The 26,506-nt window shown below is 42.0% G+C and carries 22 protein-coding genes; 18 read left to right on the forward strand and 4 right to left on the reverse strand.

All coding sequences use genetic code 11. The features are described from left to right. Nucleotides 1-25: 25 nt before the first annotated feature. Nucleotides 26-1,027 carry an SPFH domain-containing protein gene (locus AACZ11_RS03445; protein ID WP_290628757.1) on the reverse strand — a complete coding sequence of 334 codons (1,002 nt, stop codon included), beginning with the start codon at nucleotides 1,025-1,027 and terminating at the stop codon, nucleotides 26-28. An 84-nt stretch (nucleotides 1,028-1,111) separates the two neighbouring features. On the opposite strand from AACZ11_RS03445, the gene AACZ11_RS03450 reads away from it, so the two are divergent. After that, on the forward strand, nucleotides 1,112-1,786 hold the full coding sequence (locus AACZ11_RS03450) for an outer membrane beta-barrel protein (protein WP_290628756.1): 675 nt from the start codon (nucleotides 1,112-1,114) through the stop codon (nucleotides 1,784-1,786). On the opposite strand, the gene gltX is transcribed toward AACZ11_RS03450, so the two are convergent. Next, complete coding sequence (gene gltX / locus AACZ11_RS03455; RefSeq protein WP_290628755.1) at nucleotides 1,783-3,294, reverse strand: glutamate--tRNA ligase; 1,512 nt, start codon at nucleotides 3,292-3,294, stop codon at nucleotides 1,783-1,785. The two genes, AACZ11_RS03450 and gltX, sit on opposite strands and share 4 nt — an antisense overlap. 281 nt (nucleotides 3,295-3,575) lie before the next feature. Between gltX and AACZ11_RS03460 the strand changes: the two genes are divergently transcribed. The 4 genes from AACZ11_RS03460 to AACZ11_RS03475 all read left to right on the forward strand — a co-directional run bounded on the left by AACZ11_RS03460 (nucleotide 3,576) and on the right by AACZ11_RS03475 (nucleotide 10,275). Continuing rightward, a complete protein-coding gene (locus AACZ11_RS03460; protein WP_290628754.1) occupies nucleotides 3,576-6,980 on the forward strand; it encodes a DUF4175 family protein in 3,405 nt (1,134 codons plus the stop codon). Next, complete coding sequence (gene ybeY / locus AACZ11_RS03465; protein ID WP_290628753.1) at nucleotides 6,973-7,389, forward strand: rRNA maturation RNase YbeY; 417 nt, start codon at nucleotides 6,973-6,975, stop codon at nucleotides 7,387-7,389. The genes AACZ11_RS03460 and ybeY overlap by 8 nt, the downstream gene beginning before the upstream one ends. A 125-nt stretch (nucleotides 7,390-7,514) precedes the next feature. Beyond that, nucleotides 7,515-9,386, forward strand: a complete 1,872-nt coding sequence (mnmG, locus tag AACZ11_RS03470; RefSeq protein WP_290628752.1) for a tRNA uridine-5-carboxymethylaminomethyl(34) synthesis enzyme MnmG — start codon at nucleotides 7,515-7,517, stop codon at nucleotides 9,384-9,386. 31 nt (nucleotides 9,387-9,417) lie between these two features. Then, nucleotides 9,418-10,275: a class I SAM-dependent methyltransferase gene (locus AACZ11_RS03475; RefSeq protein WP_290628751.1), complete on the forward strand. Its 858-nt coding sequence runs from the start codon at nucleotides 9,418-9,420 to the stop codon at nucleotides 10,273-10,275. A gap of 144 nt (nucleotides 10,276-10,419) precedes the next feature. Here AACZ11_RS03475 and AACZ11_RS03480 read toward each other — a convergent pair whose 3' ends face one another. Then, entirely contained in the window at nucleotides 10,420-11,574 is a 1,155-nt protein-coding gene (locus AACZ11_RS03480) for a DNA polymerase III subunit delta' (RefSeq protein ID WP_290628750.1), read from the reverse strand. Nucleotides 11,575-11,648: 74 nt separating this feature from the next. Between AACZ11_RS03480 and AACZ11_RS03485 the strand changes: the two genes are divergently transcribed. The 3 genes from AACZ11_RS03485 to AACZ11_RS03495 all read left to right on the forward strand — a co-directional run bounded on the left by AACZ11_RS03485 (nucleotide 11,649) and on the right by AACZ11_RS03495 (nucleotide 15,473). Next, nucleotides 11,649-12,836, forward strand: coding sequence for a phosphoglycerate kinase (locus AACZ11_RS03485; protein WP_290628749.1), 1,188 nt, complete (start codon nucleotides 11,649-11,651; stop codon nucleotides 12,834-12,836). Nucleotides 12,837-12,920: 84 nt separating this feature from the next. After that, nucleotides 12,921-14,480, forward strand: a complete 1,560-nt coding sequence (locus AACZ11_RS03490) for a LysM peptidoglycan-binding domain-containing protein (protein WP_290628748.1) — start codon at nucleotides 12,921-12,923, stop codon at nucleotides 14,478-14,480. A 21-nt stretch (nucleotides 14,481-14,501) separates the two neighbouring features. Next, the gene (locus AACZ11_RS03495; RefSeq protein ID WP_290628747.1) at nucleotides 14,502-15,473 is read left to right on the forward strand and encodes a DUF4837 family protein; all 972 of its coding nucleotides are present in this window, start codon (nucleotides 14,502-14,504) and stop codon (nucleotides 15,471-15,473) included. 66 nt (nucleotides 15,474-15,539) lie between these two features. Here the strand turns inward: AACZ11_RS03495 and AACZ11_RS03500 are convergent, their stop codons facing one another. Beyond that, a complete protein-coding gene (locus tag AACZ11_RS03500) occupies nucleotides 15,540-15,728 on the reverse strand; it encodes a twin-arginine translocase TatA/TatE family subunit (RefSeq protein WP_034260087.1) in 189 nt (62 codons plus the stop codon). Between the two features lie 117 nt (nucleotides 15,729-15,845). On the opposite strand from AACZ11_RS03500, the gene AACZ11_RS03505 reads away from it, so the two are divergent. The 10 genes from AACZ11_RS03505 (at nucleotide 15,846) to AACZ11_RS03550 (ending at nucleotide 26,506) form a co-directional block, all read left to right on the forward strand. Then, on the forward strand, nucleotides 15,846-16,712 hold the full coding sequence (locus AACZ11_RS03505) for a M23 family metallopeptidase (RefSeq protein WP_290628746.1): 867 nt from the start codon (nucleotides 15,846-15,848) through the stop codon (nucleotides 16,710-16,712). Nucleotides 16,713-16,718: 6 nt separating this feature from the next. Next, on the forward strand, nucleotides 16,719-18,221 hold the full coding sequence (locus AACZ11_RS03510) for a GH3 auxin-responsive promoter family protein (protein ID WP_290628745.1): 1,503 nt from the start codon (nucleotides 16,719-16,721) through the stop codon (nucleotides 18,219-18,221). 17 nt (nucleotides 18,222-18,238) lie between these two features. Beyond that, a complete protein-coding gene (locus tag AACZ11_RS03515) occupies nucleotides 18,239-19,912 on the forward strand; it encodes a hypothetical protein (RefSeq protein ID WP_290628744.1) in 1,674 nt (557 codons plus the stop codon). Nucleotides 19,913-19,917: 5 nt separating this feature from the next. Continuing rightward, nucleotides 19,918-20,925, forward strand: a complete 1,008-nt coding sequence (locus tag AACZ11_RS03520) for a hypothetical protein (RefSeq protein WP_290628743.1) — start codon at nucleotides 19,918-19,920, stop codon at nucleotides 20,923-20,925. A 54-nt stretch (nucleotides 20,926-20,979) separates the two neighbouring features. Further along, nucleotides 20,980-21,996: a dTDP-glucose 4,6-dehydratase gene (gene rfbB, locus AACZ11_RS03525; RefSeq protein WP_290628742.1), complete on the forward strand. Its 1,017-nt coding sequence runs from the start codon at nucleotides 20,980-20,982 to the stop codon at nucleotides 21,994-21,996. Then, a complete protein-coding gene (gene rfbA / locus AACZ11_RS03530; protein ID WP_290628741.1) occupies nucleotides 21,993-22,847 on the forward strand; it encodes a glucose-1-phosphate thymidylyltransferase RfbA in 855 nt (284 codons plus the stop codon). Before rfbB ends, rfbA begins: the two co-directional genes overlap by 4 nt. A gap of 6 nt (nucleotides 22,848-22,853) precedes the next feature. Next, entirely contained in the window at nucleotides 22,854-23,399 is a 546-nt protein-coding gene (rfbC, locus tag AACZ11_RS03535; protein WP_290628740.1) for a dTDP-4-dehydrorhamnose 3,5-epimerase, read from the forward strand. Then, on the forward strand, nucleotides 23,396-24,256 hold the full coding sequence (gene rfbD / locus AACZ11_RS03540; protein ID WP_290628739.1) for a dTDP-4-dehydrorhamnose reductase: 861 nt from the start codon (nucleotides 23,396-23,398) through the stop codon (nucleotides 24,254-24,256). Before rfbC ends, rfbD begins: the two co-directional genes overlap by 4 nt. Before the next feature lie 78 nt (nucleotides 24,257-24,334). Next, nucleotides 24,335-25,453 (forward strand): GDP-mannose 4,6-dehydratase, encoded by a 1,119-nt coding sequence (gmd, locus tag AACZ11_RS03545; RefSeq protein ID WP_290628738.1) that lies wholly within the window; start codon nucleotides 24,335-24,337, stop codon nucleotides 25,451-25,453. 6 nt (nucleotides 25,454-25,459) lie between these two features. After that, nucleotides 25,460-26,506, forward strand: coding sequence for a GDP-L-fucose synthase (locus tag AACZ11_RS03550; RefSeq protein WP_290628737.1), 1,047 nt, complete (start codon nucleotides 25,460-25,462; stop codon nucleotides 26,504-26,506).

Below are 26,506 nucleotides of genomic sequence, written 5' to 3' on the forward strand. Positions count from 1 at the left end.
CTTTTTAAAAAGGGCTTTTTTCTTTTTAGTATTTTAGATCGTCACCCTCGGCAGCGCGTGGAGGAGGCGGTGTCCTTTTCTTCCGGGTTGTCTTGCCAATACCCTTTGCTTCATTCTCTTTGCGCATCTGTTCACCTATTTGATTACTTGCCACAAAAGAAGCGATCATATCGTTGAGCATATTGCTGCCCCCCTGAGGAGAGTTGGGAAGCAGTATCAAATTGGTATTGGTTTCTTCCCCAATGGATTGAAGTGTATCATAATGCTGGGTTACCACAATAAGGGCCGAAGCTTCTTGTGAGTTGATACCTACATTGTTCAATACGTCCACACTTTCTTCCAATCCTCTTGCGATCTCTCGTCGCTGATCTGCAATACCCTGTCCCTGCAACCGCTTGCTTTCTGCCTCAGCCCTTGCTTTGGCTACGATCTTGATACGTTCGGCCTCCGCTTCGTATTCGGCAGCCACCTTTTCGCGCTCTGCTGCATTGATACGGTTCATGGCTGCTTTTACCTGCACATCGGGATCAATATCGGTAACCAAGGTTTTAATGATATCGTATCCGTAATTGATCATGGCATCGTTCAATTCTTGTTTTACAGCGATGGCAATATCATCCTTTCGCTCAAAAACATCATCTAATTTCATCTTTGGCACTTCGGCACGCACCACATCGAATACGTAGGATGTGATCTGGTCGTGTGGATTCTCAAGCTTATAAAATGCATCGTAGACCTTATCTTTAATAACCTGAAATTGTACCGAGATCTTAAGGCGCACGAACACATCATCCTTTGTCTTTGTCTCTACCAATACATCCAATTGCTGGATCTTTAAATTGATACGCCCCGCAATACGCTGTACCACAGGGATCTTAAATTGCAGTCCGGAGTTGCGGATGCTGCTAAAGCGACCAAAATTCTCAACGACAGCCGCTGTTTGCTGCCGCACAATAAAGAAAGAGGACAACATTAAAAAGAAAAGAACTATCCCTATTGGAACCATTAAAATTAGAAAACCACCCATTGTTGTTTGAAATATTAAATTAATAAGTTCGTTGAAGATACGAAATTAAAGCTATTTTTAACCCCTTATTAACCGAACCTAACTATGAGTCTACGAAACCTTCTTCTTGTTACTTTTTTTGCCCTTATTATTCACCATGTTCACAGTCAGCGCAACTATGAAGAATACAATCGATTAGGTCTCAATGGGGGATTGACCCTTTTCGATATCAATACAGATAATTTTGAAACCCAGCAGGGAGAAGGATTTATGGTAGGTTTCACAACACGAGGCTCTTTCCGTAATAATTTCGATCTTATTTATGGGATCAATTTTTATAATAATACCGTAAAGATCAATGCTTTTAGCGCGGGGATCCCAACTACCGCACAACAACGTGCTTTGGAATACACGATCCAATCGGCGCAGATCAATTTCTTGGGGAGTTACAACATTATAAAGCATCATCTAAGTCTGGAATTTGGCCCCATACTCAATGTCAACGGCAAAATGAACCTTAAAGATGAGACCTTTGAAGACTATGTTGTGAGCGGTTACGATGCCCTTACTGCCGGCGATATTCAAGATATATCAAAAATAAATTTTCATGTTATGGGCGGTATTACTGGCGGCCTGGAAAACTTTCGTGTTAGTGCGCATTATCAATATGGAGTTACCAATATGTTAGGAAATCTAAATGATAAAACCCTACAGGATAATGAAATGGAATTTGAAGGCCACAGCTCCACCATTGTTATTGCAGCCGTCATCTATTTCTAAGCAATAAAGCTTTTTGCTGCTTCAAGCCTACGAATGGTTTCGTCCTTACCGAGTATCGCTGCGATCTCAAACACATCGGGACCTTTCATTTCGCCCACTAATGCAAGTCGCATAGGCATCATTACATTGCCAAATCCTATATCGTTTTGTGTGATCCACCCTTTAATTTTATCGGATAGGTTGGGGGCAGAAAAGTCTGTTTCACTCTTTAAAAGCGCGATAATTTCTGAAAGAATTTCAGGCGTGTTGGGCTTAAATGCTTTAGCCGAAGCTTTTTCATCGTAGGACAAGGGGGCTTCAAAAAAGAAGCTGCCTTGTTCCCAGAGATCCGGTACGAAGGTTGCACGCTCTTTCAGAAGCGACACAATAGTTGAAAGATTAGCGGGGATGGTAATACCTCTCGTCTTCAGAAAGCCTGTAAATAAATCCATCAAAATGGCATCGTCCAGCGCTTGAAAATAGTGGTGTTGAAACCACTTGGTTTTTTCAGGATCAAATTTTGCTCCGGCCTTGTTAACGCGCTCCAGCTCGAAAGCAGCGGTGAGTTCTTCCAAATTAAAAATCTCCTGTTCTGTTCCGGGGTTCCAACCCAAGAAAGCAAGCATATTGACGACAGCCCCGGGTAAATAGCCGTCTTCCCTGTATCCTGAATAGATTTCACCCTCGGTCGTTTTCCACTCTAAAGGAAAGACAGGAAAGCCCATCTTGTCACCGTCTCGTTTGCTCAACTTCCCTTTTCCCTCGGGTTTTAAAATAAGCGGAAGGTGTGCAAATTGAGGCGCGTCCCATCCAAAAGCACGATACAGCAACACGTGAAGCGCCAGTGAAGGCAACCACTCTTCTCCACGAATCACATGTGTGATCTCCATAAGATGATCATCTACGATATTGGCCAAATGATAGGTAGGCATACCATCACTTTTAAACAACACTTTATCGTCCAGAATACTGCTATCTATTTCCATAGTTCCGCGAATGCTGTCTTGTAAGTGAAGTAGTTCATTCTCGGGGGACTTAAAGCGAATAACATAGGGTTCGCCGGCGTTCAATTTTGATTGGACCTCCGCTTCAGAAAGAGACAAAGAATTATTGAGTTTTGTCCTATTATGCCAATTGTAGATAAACGTTTTTCCTTCTGCTTCATGTGCTGCCCGATGCGCATCCAAAGCCTCGGCGGTATCGAATGCATAATAGGCATCACCGGACTCAATAAGGGCATCGGCGTATTGTTTATAGAGATATTTTCGTTCGCTTTGACGGTAAGGACCGTAACCAGCTTCCTTACCCGGCCCTTCGTCATAAGGGATCTGCAACCACTCTAGAGCTTCCGTGATATATGCTTCAGCACCTTCTACGTAGCGGGATTGATCTGTATCTTCAATACGAAGTAGAAAATCTCCTCCGTGTTTTTTGGCAAAAAGATAATTGAACAAAGCGGTCCGAACGCCTCCAATGTGAAGCGGACCGGTAGGACTGGGAGCAAAACGTACGCGAACTTTTTGGGTCATAGGTATTTTCCGCAGTTGCGGGATCTTTTTTAGGTTACTACAATTAAGGGCACAAAGGTACTAATTCTGTAAGAGAACAACCATGGAAAGCATCCTTCTTGTCTAGGTTTTCTTGCAGACTGAAGGATGCGGATAATGTATAAAGGCCTGGAAAAAAGGTCTAAATAGAGCAGAGCGGTAAAAAGTTATTTCAGATCCTTCAGGAATTGGGGTAATTTGGAGCTATTTTTGATACAAAATAATATTGTACTTTCGAAGTTCTGATACTATAAACCCATCGAATGAGTTCATTCAGCATTATTCAGCAAAAGCTGGAACAATTTATTAAAAAATACTACACCAATGAGTTGATCAAAGGGAGCATCCTTTTTTTCGCTATAGGCGTTTTGTATTTTTTGATTACCCTGCTGGTTGAATATTTCTTGTGGTTGAGTCCTAACGGGCGTACCGTATTGTTTTGGACTTTTGTGGCCGTTGAAATTGGCTTGTTTATAAGGTTTATTGCCTTTCCGTTGGCAAAACTGTTTCGGTTGCAACAGGGGATATCACATGAAGAAGCGTCTAAAATTATTGGGAGTTATTTTCCGCAAGTGAACGATAAGCTTCTCAACGTTATTCAACTCAACCGAAACATTCGAGAGAGTGAATTGCTTGCCGCCAGCATTGACCAAAAAGCAAGTGCACTGCAACCCATTCCTTTTGTGGGAGCCGTTAACTTTAAAAAGAATGTAACGTATTTGAAGTACGCTGCCATTCCGGTGCTTATTTTTGTTTTGGTGTCTCTACTAGGAGAAGAAGGTCTTTTTTCCAATAGCTATAAACGGGTTGTCAATTACGATACTGCCTATGAGCCGCCGGCTCCATTTTCTTTTTTTATTCTGAATGATACCCTGCAAGCCATTGAAAATAAGCAATTTACTTTAAAAGTGCGCGCGCAAGGGACGCTTGTGCCGGAAAACGCCAGTATTGCCTATAATAATGAGACGTATTACCTGCAACAAACAGCACCCGGCCATTTTGAATATACATTCATACAACCTTCCGAAGCAATAGATTTTACACTCTCGGCAAATTCGGTCACTTCAAGAGAATACACGTTAGCTGTGGTGAAAACACCTTCGCTCACAGGGTTTGAAATGGTTCTGGACTACCCGGCTTATACCGGAAAGCGGGATGAGATAGTGAAAAGCACCGGAAATGCCACAATTCCCGAAGGCACACGTGTTACGTGGAATGTGGCAACACAACACACAAACGCTGTGCACCTTCAAACCCAAGATACAATCTATGCTTTTGAAGGAAAGAATGAACAATTTTCATACAATAGAGGGGTATTTTCAAAACTTGATTACGCGATCACTACCTCCAACAACCAACTTAAGAATTACGAGAATCTTGCTTTTACCCTAGGGGTAATAAAGGACGAATATCCAGAGATCACTGTGCAGTCTAAACAGGATAGTACAGATATGCAGCAATTCTTCTTTTTGGGAAGAGTAAGTGATGACTACGGACTCACAAAACTTAGAATTGTCTATTATCCCGAAGGCGAAGAAGAACTTAAGAAAACAAGGGATTTGCCTTTAAATAGATCAAACTTCGAACAATTTGCACACGTATTCCCGGGTTCATTATCGCTAACCGAGGGCGTGGCGTACGAATATTATTTTGAAGTGTTTGATAATGATGCCATTCACAATTTTAAATCAAGCAAGTCGGGGGTGTATTCGTATCGAAAGCTTACAAAAGATGAGCTGGAGAATGAACAATTGAAAAATCAGGAGAATTCCATTAAAGGTTTGGATAAGTCGTTAGAAGAGCTCAAAGATCAGGAGAAGAAGCTGGAAGATATCTCAAAAACACAAAAAGAGAAGAACGAACTCAACTGGAATGACAAAAAGAAGCTAGAGAACTTTATAAAGAAACAAAAACAGCAAGAGCAGATGATGAAGAATTTCTCCAAAGAACTAAAAGAGAACTTGGAGAATTTTCAGCCGGAGAATGAAGAAAAGGATGCATTTAAAGAACAATTGAAGGAACGATTGGAAGAGAACGAAGAACGACTGGAGGAAAATGAGAAGCTGCTGGAAGAACTGGAGCGACTTCAAGACAAAATTAGAAAGGAAGACCTCACAGAAAAACTTGAAAAATTAGCCAAGCAAAACAAGAATCAAGAGAAGAACTTGGAACAACTGTTGGAATTGACCAAGCGTTATTATGTTACCAAGAAGGCAGAGAAGCTGGCAGAAGAACTCTATAAGCTAGGGGAGGAACAGGAAAAATTAGCAGATGCTCCCGAAGATAAGAACACCCAAGAGAAGCAAGAGGAACTCAATGAAAAGTTCGAGGCTTATAAGAAGGAGATGGACGCCCTTAAAAAGGAGAACGAGGCTTTAAAGAAGCCTATGGATATTCCGCAAGATAAATCCGGAGAGAAGCAGGTAGATGAGGAGCAGCAAAAGGCTTCAGATAAACTACAACAGCAAGACAAGAAGGGCGCTTCAGAAAATCAGAAAAAGGCAGGGAAGAAGATGAAACAAATGGGGCAGCAGATGCAAATGCAAATGCAGTCAGGGCAGATGGAAACCATTCAGGAAGATGTGGAAATGCTTCGGCAGATCTTGGATAATTTGGTGGTTTTCTCTTTTGAGCAGGAGAATTTAATGGAGGACTTCAAAGTTACAGATTACGGCAATCCTGTCTTCGGAAAGAAACTCACGATTCAGAACGATCTAAAACAGAATTTCCAGCATATTGACGACAGCTTGTTTAGCCTTTCATTGCGACAACCTATGATTAGCAATGCGATCAACGAATCGCTCACTGAGGTCCAATACAATATGGATAAGGCTATGGAAAGGCTTGCTGAGAACGAGATGCGACAGGGATTGGCCAGTCAGCAGTATACAGTTACCGGAGCCAATGAACTCGCAATATTGTTAAGCGAACTGCTTAATTCAATGCAGAATGCCATGCAAATGCAAGGTTCTGGCACTGGTCAAGGTCAAGGTCAAGGAGAAGGAGAAGGTCAGGGCCGCGGATTTCAACTACCGGACATTATTCAGAAGCAAGAGAGCTTAGGAGATAAAATGAAGGAAGGTATGCAAAAGGGTAAGGAAGGTCAAGGCCAAGGTGAAGGTGAGGGAGAAGGACAAGGACAGGGAGAAGGGGATGGTCAAGGTGAAGGAGATGGTGAAGGGAATGGTGATGGAAAGGATGGAAAAGAAGGCAAAAGTAATGGTAGGAATGGTGATGGAGAAGGGAACAGTGAAGATATGAATGGTGAGCTCTACGAGATCTATAAACAACAACAATTACTCCGGCAACAGCTTCAAGATAAACTTAGCAAGGAAGGACTTAATGGAAAAGGCGGAGAATTGCTTCGTAAGATGGAGGATATAGAACAGCAGCTTTTGGATAAAGGATTCAATCAACGAACGCTAGAAAAAATGCTGAACTTAAAATATGAACTGCTGAAACTCGATAAAGCAGATTTTGAACAGGGTCAGGAGTCACGCCGCGAATCTCGTACCAATAGGAATAATTTTGAGAACACGCTTCGATTGAATCCGGATGAGGTGAAGAAATATTTTAATGCTGCAGAAATTCTGAATAGAGAGTCGCTCCCTTTGCGTCAGGAGTATAAAGAAAAAGTTCAGCTGTATTTTAAGTCAAAAGATGATTGATTTTTTTTCTGAAACTGATTTCAATATTGCGCAATCTAAAGAGGTACAGCAATGGATCTCGCAGGAGATTATTTCCGAAGGATGCGAAGAAGGAGATATTTCTTTTGTTTTTTGTGATGATGCGTTTTTGCTGAGCCTCAATCTTGAATATTTGGATCACGATACACTAACAGACATTATTAGTTTCGACTATAGTTTGGGAAAACAATTGCACGGTGAGATCTACATCTCGATAGAACGAGTAAAGGAGAACGCCATTCTATATTCCGATAGTTTTGAAGACGAGCTTCACAGAGTGATGATACATGGCATACTGCATTTTTGCGGGTATAAGGACAAGACAAAACAGCAACAGCATGAGATGCGAAGCCGGGAAACGAAAGCATTAGCGTCCAGAACCTTTCTATAGCTGCTTGATAATCAAGTTTTTATAATTTTAACGTGTTGATTCTAAGGAATTTACAGTATATTTGCAGCCCGAAAATTTAATAAGATAGTAAACCGAAATGTTCCACGTGGAACAGTATAAGAAATATGTTTGAGAAGGAGTATGACGTTATAGTAGTTGGCGGAGGACACGCAGGTTCTGAAGCGGCGGCTGCGGCTGCGAACATGGGGTCAAGCACTCTGCTTATCACCATGAATCTTCAAAATATTGCACAAATGTCCTGCAATCCTGCTATGGGCGGAATAGCCAAGGGACAGATCGTTCGTGAGATCGATGCGCTGGGCGGTTATAGTGGTATAGTATCTGACAAGACTGCCATTCAGTTTAAAATGCTAAATAAGAGCAAAGGTCCTGCGATGTGGAGTCCCAGAGTGCAAAGTGATCGGATGCGCTTTGCCGAAACCTGGCGTACCATGTTGGAACAAACAAAAAATCTGGATTTTTACCAAGAGATGGTTTCCGGAATTTTAGTGGATAACGGGCGTATAATTGGGGTAAGAACCTCGTTGGGTCTTGAAGTTAAGGGAAAGACGGTCGTGCTTACAAATGGTACTTTTTTAAATGGTCTTATTCATATTGGTGAAAAGCAGTTTGGAGGCGGTAGGGCCGGTGAACGTGCAGCCACAGGAATTACCAAGGATCTCGTTGATCTCGGTTTTGATGCCGGGAGAATGAAGACAGGAACCCCGCCACGCGTGGACGGAAGATCTCTGGATTTTTCCAAAATGATCATTCAGCCCGGCGATGACGACCCTGAAAAGTTTTCTTATTTAGATATTACGAAGCCCTTAAAGGAGCAACGGCCTTGCCACATGACATATACAAGTACTCGTGTACACGAATTGTTACAGGAGGGTTTTGATCGTTCTCCAATGTTCAATGGCGCAATTCAAAGCATTGGACCGCGATACTGTCCGTCCATTGAGGATAAGATTAACCGTTTTGCCGACAAGGACCGGCATCAGATTTTTGTGGAGCCGGAAGGCTGGGATACGGTGGAGTATTACGTCAATGGTTTTTCTACTTCATTACCGGAAGATGTACAATTTAAAGCCTTACGTGAAGTTGCCGGGTTTGAACAAGTGAAGTTCTTCCGGCCCGGATATGCTATAGAATACGACTACTTTCCGCCAACACAATTAAAGCATACTTTGGAAACGAAGATTGTTTCCGGTTTGTATTTTGCCGGACAGATAAATGGTACAACAGGCTATGAGGAAGCCGCCTCACAAGGACTTATGGCAGGGATCAATGCTGCCTTACAAGTGCAGGAGCGCGACCCTTTTATTCTGAAAAGAAACGAAGCCTATATTGGCGTTTTAGTAGACGATCTCATTACTAAAGGAACAGAAGAACCGTATAGAATGTTCACCTCACGGGCAGAATACAGGACGCTATTACGTCAGGACAATGCTGATTTTCGACTTACGCCGAAATCTTTTGAGATAGGATTAGCCACAAAAGAAAGGATGCGTAAAATGGAAGATAAGAAAGATCGTTCCAAAGCGTTTGTGCAGTTCTTTAAGGATACCAGTGTCACGCCCGAAGTCATAAATCCAATTTTGGAAGCTAGAGATTCTGCCTTGGTTTCGCAAAGTGACAAAATGTTCAAGCTTTTTTCTAGGCCTAATATCACTATGGAAGATATGCGTACGATTGACGAAGTAGCGCAGTATATGGCAGAAAATAACTTGGATCACGAAGTACTTCAACAAACCGAGATTCAAGTGAAATACGCAGGATATATAGAAAAGGAAAAGAACAATGCTGATAAATTAAACCGGTTGGAGGGTATTAAGATTCCGGATAATTTTGACTATTCCCGCCTTAAATCGTTGTCATACGAAGCCAGAGAAAAATTAACACAAATTAAACCGACTACTGTCTCACAAGCAAGCCGAATTAGCGGAGTCTCTCCCAATGATATTTCGGTAATGCTTGTTTATATGGGGCGTTAGATAGGATGTTTCACGTGGAACACTCTACTTTATGAGTTCTAAAAAAGAAGAAACGGCTGTATTTATAAAAACCAAAGATTACCTTGTTACGGGAGAATCTTTTGAGCTTCGCCTCGACACACAACGCCAACTCCTTTATACGCATCCGCAACCAAATGAATCGGAGCTTACAAAATATTATGACAGTGCCGAGTATATATCGCATACCGATAGTCACTCAAGTTGGCTTGATCGAGTGTATCAAATTGTAAAGAAATATGCACTTCGAAAAAAAGTAAGCTTAATTTGCTCGATTCAGGAAAATAAAGGCCATGTTCTCGATATCGGTGCAGGCACCGGCGATTTCTTAAAGGCAGCTAAAGATAAAGGATGGAGTGTAACCGGTGTGGAGCCAAATGAAACAGCAAGAGCGTTGTCGCAAAAGAAGGATATTGAACTGTTAAAGAACTTAGAGGCAGTTACCGAAAAGCAATTTGACGTTGTAACACTTTGGCATGTTTTGGAACATCTACCGGATTTGGAAACGACGGTCACCAAAATTGAATCTTTAGTAGCTCCGGGAGGCTATTTAATTATTGCAGTTCCTAACTATAGATCGTACGACGCAAAATATTACGGGTCCTTTTGGGCTGCTTATGATACACCCAGACATTTGTGGCATTTTTCCAGAGACGCAATGAAAATGCTATTCTCGGAAAAAATGAAGTTGAAAAATGTGAGACCCATGCTTTTTGATTCCTTTTACGTGAGTCTGCTTTCTGAAAAATATAAAAGATCTGATGTGTTCTTTTTAATACGATCTTTCTTTATTGGATTGCGCTCTAATATCGAAGCTTGGAGGACAAAGGAATACTCTTCTCTTATTTACTGCTATCAAAAGTCCAAATAGGCATTTTAAGCCTTTTTAAGCGTGTTTTGCGCGGTTGCCAAGCCATCTTATGCGTATGCAATAGAAAAGCCGAGGAATTGCATTAAAAGGCTGTAAAAAACGATAAGAGGAAATTATTTAAATCACAGCAAAAATAAGAAATGTCTATACTTTCTCAGAAGCGTGAATAAGGCGGGTAAGTTGCATAGAGAGATCTGTAAAAATAATTTTTGCATTTCCGTTTCGCTCTACATGGTAGATCGCATCTTCTAATGCTTTCGTAATCTCATAAATATTATTTTGGTGAATGAAAGGAGCAAACTTTTCAATAGAAAAGACTGAATCTTGCGCTTCAAAAAAGATAAGGCTATCTGCTTTGTAATTTTGCAACATCGCTTGCCGAAACAGTTCCATACAGAATAACAAGAATTTTTTTTGGGTTTCTCTACCTTCCGAAGCTATGGAATCGCTCCACAGCAATAAACTGTGAATGACCGCCTTATTCCCTTTAGCCTTAAATGCTGTGCGCACCCACTGGACGAACCACGCTTCAAAGACTTTGTCGTCCCCATCCTGTTGGTACAAGTGCAGTGCTTTATTAAAATCACCATGTGCTTGGCGGCTGACTTTCTTCGCAACTTTTTCCGGTACGGCGTGTTTGGCCTGCAAAGCTTTTGCTATTTGTTCTTCGGGAAGGAGGGGGAAATGAAGCCGTTGGCAGCGGGACCTAATAGTTGCCAAGATCTGTTCTTCCTGTTCGGTAAGGAGTAAAAGCACCGTTCTTTCAGGGGGTTCTTCCACCAACTTCAATATTTTGTTAGCACATTCGGTATTCATTTTATCGGCCATCCAAATAATCATGACCTTATAGCCTCCCTCATAGGCTTTCAGTGAAAGCCGCTTGGCAATCTCTTCGGCCTCCCGCACATTGATATTTCCTTGTTTGTTCTCAATTCCCAAAGTTTGGAACCAATCGAATAGTGATGCATACGGGTTTGAAAGAACAAAAGCCCGCCATTCTTCAGAAAAAAGAGAGGATACAGGATTCTTCTTTACGACATCGTTCGTATTTACGGGGTACACAAAATGCAGATCGGGATGTGCCAACTTGGCTATTTTCTGCTTACAATGCAACTGCGCTGTACTATTGGGCTCGTGGCTCTGGCAAAGTAAGTATTGCGCATACGCAATAGCCATAGGTAAAAGACCGCTTCCGCTGTTACCAACAAACAATTGAGCATGAGGAACCCGCCCATTGTCAACGGTTTTGATAAGATGGGACTGCAGGTGCTTTTGACCAATTATTTCGGAAAAATCCATGCACAAAACTACACAAATTTTACTAGTAGATAAGACCTTGCAAAACTGTATATTTGCAGTTGAACATTGTGCCTATGAAAACAGTAAATGACTTCGATTTTAAGAATAAAAAGGCCCTTATTCGGGTAGATTTCAACGTTCCGCTCAATGACGACCTTGAAGTGACCGATGCCACTCGAATTGAGGCTGCAAAACCCACCATTATCAAGATACTCGAGGATGGCGGAAGTTGTATCCTTATGTCGCATTTGGGAAGACCTAAGAACAAAGAAGCCGAATTTTCATTACAACATATTGTAAAAAGCGCCTCCGATATTTTAGGTGTGACGGTTACGTTCGTGTCAGATTGCATAGGCCCTAGGGTAGCTGAAGCTGTGAGTGCCGTCAAACCCGGAGAGATCCTGCTTTTGGAGAACCTTCGGTATTATGAGGAAGAAACAAAAGGAGATAGGGCTTTTGCGAAAAAATTATCGCAATGGGGAGATATCTATGTAAACGATGCCTTCGGAACAGCGCACAGAGCCCATGCTTCTACAGCGATTATTGCCGATTTTTTTCCGAAGCACAAATGCTTCGGGTTGTTGCTTGCTTCAGAAATAGAGAACGTACAGAGAGTCTTAGCGCATGGAGAGTCCCCTGTGACGGCGATTATTGGCGGCGCTAAGGTTTCCTCTAAGATCACGATCATTGAAAGCATTTTAGATACCATTGATCATTTAATTATTGGCGGCGGCATGGCGTTTACCTTTATCAAGGCGCAAGGAGGCAGCGTTGGAAGTTCTCTGGTAGAAGAAGACAAGCAAAAATTGGCCTTGGAGATATTACAGGCAGCCAAAAAGAAAAAAGTACAGGTACATTTACCGGTAGATGCTGTAGTCGCCGATAGTTTTTCAGAATTTGCAAGCACGGAGATCGACCCGGTCAATGATATTCCACAAGGCTGGATGGGCTTGGATACAGGGCCTAAGACCAACGATTTGTTCGCTGAAATTATCGCACAATCCAGAACCATCCTATGGAATGGCCCGGTGGGCGTTTTTGAGATGGAACCTTTTGCTCAAGGAACCATTGCACTTGGAGAAGCCATAGCTGATGCTACTAAGAACGGGGCATTTTCTTTAGTTGGAGGCGGAGATTCCGTAGCTGCAGTGAAAAAATTTAATTTTAGTGATAAGGTGAGTTATGTGTCCACCGGTGGCGGAGCAATGCTGGAGATGTTGGAAGGCAAGGAATTACCGGGAATAAAAGCAATTCAAGAGTAGGTTTGGAGTGTTAAAAATTTGCCTAGTAACCTCATTTCATTAATTTTAGCAAAATTTTGCCCAAGAACCTACGTTATTTTCACTATGAAACAAACATTCATCCCCTTTGTGTTGTTTTTGTTGGTCGGTATACTGTATGGCCAAGAAAAAAATACAACGTCTTCTTTGAAAACTAAGAAGATTCAAATTGTTGATTCCATAACGGTGCAACAAATTTCAAATGAATTGCCAACTACCGTTGTGGCTACCAAGACCAAGGATACGCTAGTATTCGCTTTGGAAGATCTTAAACGTGCCCGAAAAGTAGACAGCTTATGGCTTCAGGAACTTTACAAGTCTGAGTTGTTCGAAGATGTCTACGGAACCGTTACCAATCAATCTTACGAAGCCGTTGAATATGAAGAATTACCAACCGAGCTCCTGAAAGAACGTCTGGCAAAACTGAATGACCGAACACCTTTTAACGTAGAATACAATCCGTCTCTTGAAAGTGTTATCAAACACTATCTGAAAAATCGCAGAAGAACGATGGGAAGACTTATGGCACTAAGCGATTACTATTTCCCTATGTTCGAAGAGACATTGGACAAGCATAATCTTCCCTTGGAATTGAAATATCTTGCTATTGTCGAATCTGCCTTAAACCCAAGGGCAAAATCGAGGGTTGGCGCCACAGGGCTGTGGCAATTCATGTACAATACCGGGAAAATATACGGATTAGAAGTAAGCTCTTATGTAGACGAAAGATCCGATCCGCTTTTGGCAACAGAGGCGGCAAGCCAATATTTGAAAAGCCTCTACAACAGCCTTGGCGACTGGGATCTTGCCCTTGCAGCATATAATTCCGGTCCCGGGAATGTGGCAAAGGCCCTGCGTCGTGCCGGCGGCTACACCAATTATTGGAACATTCGTCATCATTTACCCCGTGAAACAGCGGGATATCTTCCGGCATTCTTAGCTACCATGTATATATTCGAGTATGCCAAGGAACACGGCTTCACCAGTGAAGGTCCGGCCATTCCGTACGTTGCTACTGATACGCTTCATGTAAAACGAATGATCACCCTAGAACAGGTGGCTAAGATCACAAATGTAGATCTGGAGGAACTTCAGTTCTTGAATCCATCGTATAAATTGGATATTATCCCTTTCGTTGAAGATGAAAATTATGTGTTGCGATTGCCGTTGGATGCTGTTGGGAAATTCGTGGCTAATGAAGATGCTGTCTATGCTTTTGCGGAAAAGGAATTCAATGATCGAGAAAAACCGCTACCTGAATTCTTTGAAGAATCAAGCAGTGTTCAGTACCGGGTACGCAGTGGAGATTATTTGGGCAGGATTGCCGAAAAATATGGCGTGACGGTGAGTCAGATCAAGCGCTGGAACGGGCTGCGAAGCAACCGCTTAAAAGTAGGACAACGACTTACCATCCATACAAGAAAGACAGCCTCTTCCGGAAGCGTCACGCAGACAAAAGCTTCGGTAAAAGGAGAAGTTGAGATGTACACGGTGCGCAGTGGAGACTCTTTATGGAGTATTTCACAAAAATTTCCCGGCGTAACCGTTCAGAATATAAAAAAATGGAACGATATTAGTGGTACAAAACTAAAACCGGGAATGAAGCTAAGGGTTTCTCAAGGATAGTTCCCTTCAAAACCAATTACAATGAAATCGTTATCTCTAGGAGTGCTTTTTGCGTTTATACTGCTCGCATGCAATAATAACGGCAAGAAGGACACCTCTTTTTTGCCTAAATCGTTAGGAAATATCAATTCGCTCCAAGTGATCATCGAAAATGATCTATGGAATGGAGATGTAGGTGAGGTGATTAGGGATTTCTTAGCAGCGCCCACAGACGGGTTGCCTCAGGAAGAGCCTTTGTATTCCATCAACCAAATGCCGCCTGCTACATACACAGGATTTGCGCGTAAGAACCGAATCTTCTTACATGTGACTCTAGGTGCTGCTGAGGAGGTTACCGTAAAAGAAGATCCCTACGCCAAGCCACAAACAGGAGTTTTTGTAACTGCAAAGTCACCGCAACGTTTGGCAGGACTTATTACCGAGAATAAAGATAAGATCTTAGAGGCTTTTAAAACATCTGAGATCACCGAAAAACAAAGACGCATCAATGTCTCATTAAAGCAATTGGATTCGCTGCAAGATCGATTGCGCGTTACTCTTAAAATGCCGTCGGCCTATCGAACGGCCCTTGCTAGCGATGATTTCTATTGGTTCCGTAAAGACTTGAAGTCGGGAACCACAAATATAATTGTATATGAAGTTCCCATGGCTCTTATTGGGAAGGATTCTGTTGTAAGCGACATCATTAAAATTCGGGATTCCATAGGCGCGGGTTATTTACCGGTAGAGGACGAGGGGCGATTTATTACGGAGGAAGCGTATGCGCCTTATTTATTCAATAGTGAGATTGATGGAAAGTTTGCCTATGAAACCAAGGGGACTTGGGAGGTGAAAGATCAATACATGGCCGGGCCCTTCTTAAATTACGCCATTCGGGATGAGGCCAACGACCGTTATCTTATCTTGGAAGGCTTCACTTATGCCCCTTCTGAAACAAAAAGAGATCTTCAGTTCGAGCTGGAAGCCATATTGAGGTCTGCTAAGATAAAGTGATACCTACAAAAAAGCCTGCTCATCACAACGAGCAGGCTTTTTTGTATACAAGAATCGACAAGAAAATTACTTCTTTTCGTCTATCTTTTTATCATCACTGTCTTCTTTAGAAGCGTCTTTAAATTCTTTGATTCCGCTTCCCAATCCGCGCATTAATTCGGGGATTTTACGTCCTCCAAACAACAATAACACGATCACGACGATTAAGGCGATTTGCCAGGGGCCAATGGCTAAAGGGAGTACTAATGCATTCATTTCTAAAAAATTTATAAGGCAAATGTAACAAGAATTACTTAGATATAACGTTTTCAGTCTAAGTTTAGCATGGGGACGCAGGACTTTATTTTATATTTGCATCAAGAAGCATAGGCAATGGCAAAAAAAGAGCAACGCGCTAGAAAGATTAAAAAGAAGTTATTGCATAAGTACCGTTTGGTGGTGCTTAATGAAGATACTTTTGAAGAACGCTTCTCATTTAAATTGAATCGCCTGAATGTCTTTGTATTTAGTACGATCTTTGCTGTGTTCTTAATTACTATTACGACGGTTATTATTGCATTTACGCCCCTGCGAGAATACATTCCGGGGTATTCTTCAACATCTTTGAAGAAGCGCGCCACCGATTTAACCTTCAAAACAGATTCCCTACAGCAAGTTATCAATGTAAATGAACAATACCTTGCTTCTATACGAAAAGTACTCACAGGAGACGTTAAAACAGTCGAATTTAACAAGGATTCCATCATTGAAGCGGCAAATCAGGATTTTTCTAAAATAAAGCTGTCTGCATCACGCGAGGATTCTTTACTTCGCGAGAAGGTAATTCAGGAAGATAAATACAACCCGTTGGTAGCCGGAGCCGAAAAGCGTTTTGCGCTCTTTGCACCTGCCAAGGGCTCTATTTCTGAAGGATATGACCCTAAAAAGAAACATTTTGCAGTGGATATAGTTACGGTAAAGGACGCTCCCGTAAAAGCAACCGCAGACGGGACCGTAATTTTTGCCAGCTGGACCGCAGAAACAGGCTATGTTATTATTCTGGAGCACTCCAATAATCTGATCTCAGTATATAAACACAATGCTTCTCTAAATAAAGAACAAGGAGAACTTGTAAAAGCAGGAGAAGTAATAGCTATTGTAGGGAACACCGGAGAATTTTCTACAGGTCCTCATCTTCATTTTGAACTGTGGAGTGACGGTTATCCTATCAACCCTACGAATTTCATAGATTTTGATTGATCAATTATGTCGTTAAAATCCTTTGCTGCTAAATTATTTGCTCACTATGTGGCTCGCCGGATCCGTAAATGGTCCAATCGGCCTGTAGAAACCCAACAAAAGGTCTTTGAACAATTAATAACCAATGCCAAGGATACCGTTTTTGGAAAAGATCATGATTTTGAGAAGATTACAAGCTTCGAGAGTTTTGCGAAGAAAGTTCCCATTAGGGATTATGAAGATCTCACCCCCTATATCGACAGGGTGGTGCAAGGGGAGCCCGATATCCTGTGGCCCGGGAAACCGCTATACTTTGCTAAAACCTCCGGAACCACGAGCGGCGCTAAATACATTCCACTCACCAAAGCATCGGTACCTCATCACATAGACGCTGCTCGAAACGCCATCTTATGTTATATCCATGAAACCGGAAACGCCGATTTTGTGAACGGGAAGATGATATTCTTACAGGGAAGTCCCAAGCTAAAAGAACAGAACGGTATAAAATTAGGAAGACTTTCGGGCATAGCGGCACATTACGTGCCCGGGTACCTTCAAAAGAACCGGCTTCCAAGCTTTAAGACTAACTGTATTGAGGATTGGGAAGAGAAAGTGGACGCGATCGTAGCGGAGACCAAAAATGAGAACATGACGGTGATAAGCGGGATACCTTCGTGGGTACAAATGTACTTTGAGCGTCTTCAATTAGCAACAAATAAGAAAGTAGGAGACCTCTTTAAAAACTTTCAGTTATTCATCTACGGAGGTGTGAATTACGAGCCGTATCGCGCAAAATTTGAAAGTTTAATTGGGCGCAGTGTAGACAGTATAGAACTGTTTCCGGCCAGTGAAGGCTTCTTTGCATTTCAAGACACACAATCTCAAAAGGGTATGCTGCTGCTACTTGACTCGGGCATCTTTTACGAATTTATTGAAGCTGAGCGGTTTTTTGATAACGACCCTCCACGCCTTACGGTAAAAGATGTAAAGCTAGGAATCAATTATGTCTTGATCGTCTCTACCAATGCCGGATTATGGGCCTATAATGTAGGAGACACAATACAATTTACCTCGCTTATGCCCTATAGGATCATCGTTTCAGGGCGTATCAAGCACTTTATTTCGGCCTTTGGAGAGCATGTTATTGGTAAAGAGGTGGAAGAAGCAATGAATTTGGCTATAGATCAATTTGGTTTTTCTATTTCTGAATTTACCGTGGCCCCGCAAATTGCACCCGAAACAGGAGAATTACCCTATCACGAATGGCTCGTAGAGTTCGATGAACCACCAAAAGAGCTTCAGAAAGTTGCAGCCGCTTTAGATGTTTTCATGCAGACACAAAACAGCTATTACGAAGATTTGATACAAGGGAGTGTCCTTCAGCCATTAAAAATAACAACTTTGTCAAAGAACAGCTTTACGAAATATATGAAATCACAAGGAAAATTGGGCGGTCAGAATAAAACACCTCGATTGTCCAATGATCGGAAGATAGCAAACGAACTTGTTAAGATGCAAGGGCAAAATTAGTTTATATTTGCAGCGACATGAAAACGTTGAATACCCATACTCGAACAAGAGCCCAAGAGAGTTCCGGCGCGATAGAGCGCATGTATATTACCATGCGGCACCTGTTTAATCAAGGGTATTATAAACCCATGGGTGTTTCAGGAGAAACCTTACGCGAAGCGTTGCTTATTCTCCGTCCCGAGATCTATGGATCGATAGCCGAAGAGAAAATAGAACTTCAAGGATTGTTGTACGTCATGGACCGTTTGCCGTACGGTATTGAAGAATGCCGGTTCGTGAACCTAACAAGCGATGAAGGGTATAAGAAATCACATTTTAAGGCGATCATACCCGCCAAACGACGCAGAAATTGCTATCGGATCGATGAAGAGCAGATGAATATTGAGATCACACGCGGACGATCTGAAATCTATGACATTCTTACACACCTAACATTCCTTTATATAGAATCCCATAAGATCATGAAACAAGTGCTTATCAACGATAAGGGTGAAGTGATACGGGATTGGAGAAAACTGGAAGAGGCCATTCTTAAAAAGGGAGCGTTAAGTCAGAACGATAAGGAGATCGCCCTTACGCACACGGCAAATTTTTTAGGAAGGACCTTTGAAGAAGTGAACGAGATATACCCAAAATTTGCCGCTGCTGAAGACGAGAACAGATTCTTGCGCATTATCTATTACTTAGGAAAATACGCCATTGAAGAGGTTATTGACGACAATAAGCGAATTATAACCTTCAGCCCGGTGCTTCGGGAGCGTTTGGGGCATCATATCCATGGCGAGCGTTGGGCGTTGGACATAAAACGAGCCTTAGATGAAAAAGGATTACTCTCACGACCCCTTCACATTATTAGTGCAAATATGCATAGCGTAATGAACAGTCTTTACGCACCCATCGCATTGGCTTCAGAACTTAAGAAAAAGCAACCTTTAGAAATATTTGAATCTCTAAGTAAGAGCACCAATGTAAAATTACGTGAAAAAGTGACGAAGACCGCACTGCAAAACGGGATGATATTTATAGAAGATACAAGCGGGACTAATATTGACGTCCAGATCGTCGATACTTCGCAATTACCCGGAAACACAGGTGCTTCGGCAGAATCTCAACCTGTACTAATTGTAATGGACTATGCATTTGGAGAACAGGCATATGAAAGTATGGATGAACTTTTAAAACCTTACGAAAAGAACAAGACCCGCTATTTCTTGAACGTGGCTTCCATATCGATTATGGGAAAAGCAGGAATCTTAGAAGGTGGAAAAGGAGACATTATGATCCCTTCGGCTCACGTATTTGAAGGTACAGCAGACAATTATCCGTTTAAAAACAAGTTAAAGAAATCCATGTTCGAAGATGACAATGTCCATGTTTGTACGGGTGCTATGATCACTGTATTGGGCACCTCCCTTCAGAACAGAGATATTTTAAAGTTTTTCCATACCTCCACCTGGAATGTTATTGGGTTGGAAATGGAAGGAGCACACTATCAAAAAGCGATACAGGCGGCCTCCAAAATACGAAGCAGTATTAACGCCAATGTTGCGGTACGCTATGCGTATTATGCTTCCGATAATCCACTGGAAACGGGAAGCACACTAGCTTCAGGAGGGTTGGGCACTACAGGAGTGAAACCCACCTATTTAATAACCGACAAGATTTTAAAACAAATTTTAAGTAAAAACTAATCACTATGAATAACGAGAATTACAAGTCTGAAGAATTGGATTTAAAGGCGGTATTAGAATTTATTTCCAGTACATTTAAAAAGACCTTGGTCTTATTATTTCGGGCGTTTCAATTCGTTTTGAAATTTTGGATTGTTGTTGTCGTGCTCATCGTCCTTGGTGCAGCTTGGGGATTTTATATGGATGCCAACAAGCGCAGTTATAAAGAATCCACACTTATAGTTCAAATCAACAATGATAACGTGAACTATGCTTATAATGCACTGGAAAAATTAGATAGAAAGATCAAAGATAAGGACTCTCTATTTTTACAATCTCATGGATTTGATAAAGGACACAACGAATTGATCGCAGTAGTGGCAACACCTATCGTGAATATTAATAATTTAATCGATAAATACGACGAGGTAAATAACAGGAGCCTTGATGTATTTGTTGATATCGTTCCATTTGAAGAAGAAGAGGAAAAAATGCTGGAATCGCAAGCATTTCTCGAAGAATACAAATACCACAGCATTGAAATTATTGCTGGTCCGGGGGCCACTCCCAGCGTTGTAGATAAATTGATTGCTTATATAAATGCGAACAAACTTGTTGCCGATATGGGAGCTATTTATTTTGAAAATGTAAAGGACAGGATTGCTGCCAATCAACGCACACTAACTCAAATAGATGCAGTTATTGAGAGCTTTGCCAAGGATCGGCCTAGTATTACAGGCCTCCCGGCACAATTCGTTGTTGAGAAAAATATGGAAATAGATAAGGTTTTCGATAAAAAGCTAGAGTTGCAAACGGAAACAGAAATGCTGGAATCAGAATTATTGAAAAGTACAGATTCTGTGGTGCTATTGAGCAATGCAGACCTTGTAAAGGTCCGTGCATTTACCGACGGAAGATTAAAATTCCTATATCCTTTCTTCTTGGTTTCCATATTTCTTATAGCAGCATTTATTCGGTTCCTCTATGTTCAGGTGAAGCGAATCGCAGAAGAGAACGAAGCGGAGAAACAGTAAAAATGAACGCCCAAAAATGTTAAAAATTCATTTAGGCGCAACTAAAAATTAATTTTGAATAACAACAAAGTATTAATTACAGGGGGAGCGGGCTTCATTGGCTCCAATTATGTTCATTATGTTCTTGAAAACACAACCGATTCCATTTTTGTGTTGGATAAGCTGACCTATGCAGGAGATCTGAAGAATTTAGAGGCCATTTCCGAACATCCTAATTATCATTTTATCAAGGGGGACATTTGTGATGCTACTTTGGTTGAATCATTATTCAAAATGCATCAATTCTCAAAGGTCGTCCATTTCGCTGCAGAATCTCACGTCGATAACTCCATAACGGGCCCCGGAGCCTTTGTTCAAACAAATATCGTAGGAACGTTTACCTTATTGCAGGCCGCCTATAAAGCTTGGATGGAAGGACCACATTCGGTAAAGGCCCACTATAGAGAGGCTCGTTTCCTACACATCTCTACCGATGAAGTCTATGGAACGCTCGGTAAAACCGGAGAATTCACCGAAAAAACACCCTATGCGCCTAACAGTCCCTACAGTGCCTCCAAGGCTTCTTCAGATTTTCTTGTGCGTAGTTATTTTCATACCTACGGCCTTCCTGTAATAACAACCAATTGTTCCAACAACTACGGGCCGCATCAACATAAGGAGAAATTGATACCTACCATCCTTCGGAAGGCATTGGCCGGGGAGCCTATTCCCATTTACGGTGACGGCAAGAATGTTCGGGATTGGTTGTATGTTAAAGACCACTGTTCTGGCATTCACCTTGCATTAGAAAAGGGCCGTTTGGGGGAAACCTATAACATTGGTGGGAAGAATGAACGCGAAAACCTTTACATTGCACACACCATTTGTGAATTATTGGATACACTAAGACCAAAAGACACGAGTTATAAAGATCAAATAAGCTTTGTAGCTGACCGTCCGGGTCATGATTTTCGGTACGCGATTGACGCAACGAAGATCGAGAGCGAGCTGAAATGGCAAGCCAAAGAGAATTTTGAAAGTGGTATTGAGAAGACAGTGCGTTGGTACTTAAAAAACACAGATAGACTATGAAGGGAATCATCCTAGCCGGTGGCTCCGGAACCCGCCTACATCCCATCACTCTTGCCGTGAGCAAGCAATTAATGCCGGTCTACGACAAACCCATGATCTATTACCCGCTGTCGACACTAATGTATGCCGGTATCCATGACATACTTATCATCTCTACGCCGGAGGATCTTCCGCTATTCAAAAAACTGCTTGGAGACGGAAGTAAATTTGGCTGTACCTTCAGCTATGCCGAGCAACCACAGCCAAATGGCTTGGCAGAAGCTTTTATTATTGGTAAAGAATTTATAGGGAAGGATAAAGTAGCGCTCATATTAGGAGACAATATTTTTTATGGATCGGGATTAAAAGAACTGCTTCAGGCAAACAATGATCCCGACGGCGGGATCATCTATGCATACCATGTTCACGACCCCGAACGTTACGGTGTGGTCGCTTTCGACACCAATGGAAAAGCATTATCGATAGAAGAAAAACCCAAACAGCCTAAATCCAATTATGCTGTGCCGGGCATCTATTTCTACGACAATAATGTCATTGAAATCGCAGAGAACATCAAACCAAGTGCAAGAGGCGAACTCGAGATCACCGATGTGAACAACGCGTATTTGAAGCGTGGGAAACTGCGCGTTAGTATTTTGGACAAAGGAACTGCTTGGTTGGACACGGGAACTTTCGAATCACTTATGCAAGCTGCACAATTTGTGGAGGTGATCGAAGAACGGCAAGGGCTTAAAATAGGTGCTATTGAAGAAGCTGCGTACGAAATGGGTTTTATTTCCAAAGAACAACTCATTGAATTGGCCAAGCCCTTGTTAAAGAGCGGATACGGCAAACATTTAATGCAACTGTAATACGATTTGAAACTGCAACACACACCACTGCAAGACTGTTTTATTCTCACTCCGCCTGTGTATAAAGATGAGCGCGGGCACTTTGTGGAAACCTACAATCAACAAACATTCAATGAAACCACGGGTCTTTCGGTTCATTTTGTACAGGACAATCAGTCCACCTCAAGATACGGGGTCCTACGCGGGCTCCACTTTCAAGTAGGGAATGGAGCACAGGCAAAATTGGTGAGGGTCTTACAAGGGAACGTTTTGGATATCGTCGTAGATCTTCGGAAGGACTCTAAAACCTTCGGAAAGCATTTTTCTATGATCTTAAATGCTTCGGAAGGAAAGCAACTGTTTGTACCCAAAGGTTTCGCTCACGGCTTTGTAACACTTTCTGAAACTTCGGTGTTTGCCTATAAGTGCGATAATTATTACGATAAAGCTTCCGAAGGAGGTATCATCTACAATGACGCAACCTTATCGTTGGATTGGCATCTTCCGAAAGAAGATTTAATCATTTCAGAAAAAGACTTACAACTTCCTACATTCAAGGAGGTGATTCGATGAGAAAGGTACTGGTAACAGGAGCAAACGGACAATTGGGACGCTGTATCGCAGATGCGGCACACCGATATCCCGAACTTGAACTGTTCTTCGCTACCAGAGCGGAATTTGATGTGGATGACCTGGATGCTGTTTCAACATTTTTTGAATCACACATATTCGATGTAGTGATCAATACCGCTGCCTATACTGCGGTCGATCAAGCCGAGGAAGAACCGGAGAAGGCATACCACACAAATCATACAGCCGTGGCACATCTGGCAACGATCTGTAAAGAACAGCGTATGGTATTAGTGCATTTTTCTACCGACTATGTTTTTGACGGAAACAAAGGGATGCCCTATACCGAAACCGATCCTACACATCCAATCAATGTCTACGGGGCATCAAAACAAAAAGGAGAAGAAGCGGTTTCAGCATCGGGAGCAGACGCTTATATTTTTAGGACCTCCTGGTTGTATTCTCAATACGGAAAGAATTTTTATACCACGATGTTGCGTTTGGCGAAAGAGAGAAAGATACTTAGCATTACCACCGGAGAGCGTGGGACGCCTACCAATGCTAATGTGTTAGCTGAGGTGAGCTTGCAGATCATTGCGGAAAAAACACTTCCCTTTGATTACTATCACTTGAGTAATGAAGGCGAAGCTACTTGGTTCGATTTTGCTGAAATGATCTTCCAAGAACACGAAAATAACGACATTCACTTAGAGCGAACAGATCACTTTAAAACAAAGGCAAGACGGCCCGTCTATAGTGTGTTGAGCAAGGAAAGGATAAAAGATGTTGGAAATGTGATGCTTCCGCATTGGAAAGTGAGTTTGAAAAAGCTTATTGCAGACCAACAAAGCGCAACCTAACGCAATAATTATTGTAATTTTGTGCACGATTGCCGCACAGGGCAGACATTTTTAACAACCGATAGAAACAGTAAGATTTTGAGCAAGAAAGTAGCATTAATTACAGGAGTAACCGGTCAAGATGGGGCTTATTTAAGCGAATTCCTATTGAAGAAGGACTATATTGTACACGGAATTAAAAGGCGCTCTTCGCTTTTTAATACCGACAGGATTGATCATCTTTATCAGGATCCACACATAGAGAACCAGAATTTCTTTTTGCACTATGGTGATCTCACCGATAGTACCAACCTCATACGCATTATACAGGAAGTTCAGCCTGACGAGATCTATAATCTGGCGGCCATGAGTCATGTACAGGTATCTTTTGAAATGCCTGAATATACAGCCAATACAGATGCTTTGGGATCACTGCGAATATTAGAAGCCATACGAATTCTTGGCTTGGAAAAGAAGACGAAACTTTATCAAGCGTCTACATCTGAATTATACGGAAAGGTACAAGAAGTACCACAGACCGAAACGACTCCTTTTTACCCGCGAAGCCCCTATGCAGTTGCAAAATTGTACGCTTATTGGGCGACCATAAACTACAGGGAAGCCTACAATATCTTTGCCTGTAACGGGATCTTATTCAACCATGAATCCCCTATTCGAGGAGAAACCTTCGTTACCCGAAAGATCACGCGCGCCACATCACGCATCGCCTTAGGGCTACAAGACAAGATGTATTTGGGGAACCTCGATGCAAAAAGAGATTGGGGGCATGCTAAGGATTATGTGAAAATGATGTGGATGATCCTGCAAGCAGATGAAGCAGAAGACTGGGTGATCGCCACCGGGAAGACTACAGCTGTACGCGATTTTGTGAGAATGGCTTTTCAACACATAGGCGTGGAACTTGAATTTACTGGCGAAGGGATTGAAGAAAAAGGGATCGTAAAAAAATGTAATGATCCGGCGTACCAACTTGAAATTGGGAAGGAAGTGGTTGCTGTCGATGAAAAGTATTTTAGACCTACGGAAGTTGATCTTCTAATTGGCGACGCGACCAAAGCCTATAAAAAATTGGGTTGGAAACCGCAATACGAACTTCAAGGCTTGGTCGATGAAATGATGGCCGGAGACCTGAAATTGATGCGAAAAGAAAGTTATTTGAAAGATGGCGGCTATAAGATCATGAACTATTTCGAATAGAAGCCTATGGACAAGCATGCAACCTATTATGTAGCCGGACACAGAGGATTGGTAGGAAGCGCCATAGTAAAGGCGTTGAACGCACGAGGGTATACTAACATACTCACCCGAACACATGCACAATTAGATCTTACAGATCAAGTTGCAGTTGCTGACTTCTTTGAGCAACACAAACCCGATTATGTATTTTTGGCAGCAGCCAAAGTAGGAGGGATTGTTGCGAATAATGTCTACCGGGCCGATTTCATCTATGAGAACCTGATGATACAAAACAATGTTATTCATCAAAGTTATCGGCATGGTGTTAAGAAGTTGCTTTTTTTGGGAAGCACTTGCATCTATCCAAAGGAGGCGCCACAGCCCATGCCGGAATCTTCTTTACTAACCGACGTTTTAGAATATACCAATGAACCCTATGCGATCGCTAAGATTGCCGGGATCAAGATGTGCGAAAGCTATAACATTCAATACGGAACGAATTTTATTTCAGTAATGCCAACCAATTTATATGGCTATAATGATAATTTCGATCTTGAAAAATCACACGTACTTCCGGCCTTAATTAGAAAGATACATTTGGCAAAATTACTTTCAGAAAATAACGAAACCGCCATTTTGAACGATCTAGGCATTGCTGATTTTCAGGAGGCAGAAAAGATATTACATACGTTCGGTATTTCTAAAGAAAGCGTGGAGATCTGGGGTTCCGGAAAGCCCAAGCGTGAGTTCTTATGGTCACAAGACATGGCGGATGCCTGTGTTTATATCATGGAAGAAGTAGATTTTAAGGATGTGATCGAAGATCCTTCAGAAATACGCAATACCCATATTAATATTGGAACCGGAGAAGATATTTCGATAGCGGCATTGGCCGAGATCATTAAAGAAACAGTTGGTTTTAAAGGGAATTTCAAATTCAATGCTTCCAAGCCGGATGGCACGTTACGCAAATTAACCGATGTCTCAAAATTACATGCGCTAGGGTGGAAACACAAGGTGGCTTTGGAGGACGGCATTCAAAAGATGTATCAATGGTACTTAGCAAAAAAGTAA

It is taken from the genome of uncultured Altibacter sp. (assembly GCF_963972995.1).
GTDB lineage: Bacteria > Bacteroidota > Bacteroidia > Flavobacteriales > Flavobacteriaceae > Altibacter.

Excerpts from the sequence above, each read along its gene's own strand:
- AACZ11_RS03505 (WP_290628746.1), top strand. The coding sequence starts at position 15,846 with ATGGCAAAAAAAGAGCAACGCGCTAGAAAGATTAAAAAGAAGTTATTG.
- AACZ11_RS03480 (WP_290628750.1), bottom strand. The coding sequence starts at position 11,574 with ATGGATTTTTCCGAAATAATTGGTCAAAAGCACCTGCAGTCCCATCTT.
- rfbA (WP_290628741.1), top strand. The coding sequence starts at position 21,993 with ATGAAGGGAATCATCCTAGCCGGTGGCTCCGGAACCCGCCTACATCCC.
- AACZ11_RS03510 (WP_290628745.1), top strand. The coding sequence starts at position 16,719 with ATGTCGTTAAAATCCTTTGCTGCTAAATTATTTGCTCACTATGTGGCT.
- AACZ11_RS03445 (WP_290628757.1), bottom strand. The coding sequence starts at position 1,027 with ATGGGTGGTTTTCTAATTTTAATGGTTCCAATAGGGATAGTTCTTTTC.
- AACZ11_RS03515 (WP_290628744.1), top strand. The coding sequence starts at position 18,239 with ATGAAAACGTTGAATACCCATACTCGAACAAGAGCCCAAGAGAGTTCC.
- gltX (WP_290628755.1), bottom strand. The coding sequence starts at position 3,294 with ATGACCCAAAAAGTTCGCGTACGTTTTGCTCCCAGTCCTACCGGTCCG.
- AACZ11_RS03450 (WP_290628756.1), top strand. The coding sequence starts at position 1,112 with ATGAGTCTACGAAACCTTCTTCTTGTTACTTTTTTTGCCCTTATTATT.
- AACZ11_RS03475 (WP_290628751.1), top strand. The coding sequence starts at position 9,418 with ATGAGTTCTAAAAAAGAAGAAACGGCTGTATTTATAAAAACCAAAGAT.
- mnmG (WP_290628752.1), top strand. The coding sequence starts at position 7,515 with ATGTTTGAGAAGGAGTATGACGTTATAGTAGTTGGCGGAGGACACGCA.
- rfbD (WP_290628739.1), top strand. The coding sequence starts at position 23,396 with ATGAGAAAGGTACTGGTAACAGGAGCAAACGGACAATTGGGACGCTGT.
- AACZ11_RS03500 (WP_034260087.1), bottom strand. The coding sequence starts at position 15,728 with ATGAATGCATTAGTACTCCCTTTAGCCATTGGCCCCTGGCAAATCGCC.
- AACZ11_RS03485 (WP_290628749.1), top strand. The coding sequence starts at position 11,649 with ATGAAAACAGTAAATGACTTCGATTTTAAGAATAAAAAGGCCCTTATT.
- ybeY (WP_290628753.1), top strand. The coding sequence starts at position 6,973 with ATGATTGATTTTTTTTCTGAAACTGATTTCAATATTGCGCAATCTAAA.
- AACZ11_RS03520 (WP_290628743.1), top strand. The coding sequence starts at position 19,918 with ATGAATAACGAGAATTACAAGTCTGAAGAATTGGATTTAAAGGCGGTA.
- AACZ11_RS03495 (WP_290628747.1), top strand. The coding sequence starts at position 14,502 with ATGAAATCGTTATCTCTAGGAGTGCTTTTTGCGTTTATACTGCTCGCA.
- AACZ11_RS03490 (WP_290628748.1), top strand. The coding sequence starts at position 12,921 with ATGAAACAAACATTCATCCCCTTTGTGTTGTTTTTGTTGGTCGGTATA.
- AACZ11_RS03460 (WP_290628754.1), top strand. The coding sequence starts at position 3,576 with ATGAGTTCATTCAGCATTATTCAGCAAAAGCTGGAACAATTTATTAAA.
- AACZ11_RS03550 (WP_290628737.1), top strand. The coding sequence starts at position 25,460 with ATGGACAAGCATGCAACCTATTATGTAGCCGGACACAGAGGATTGGTA.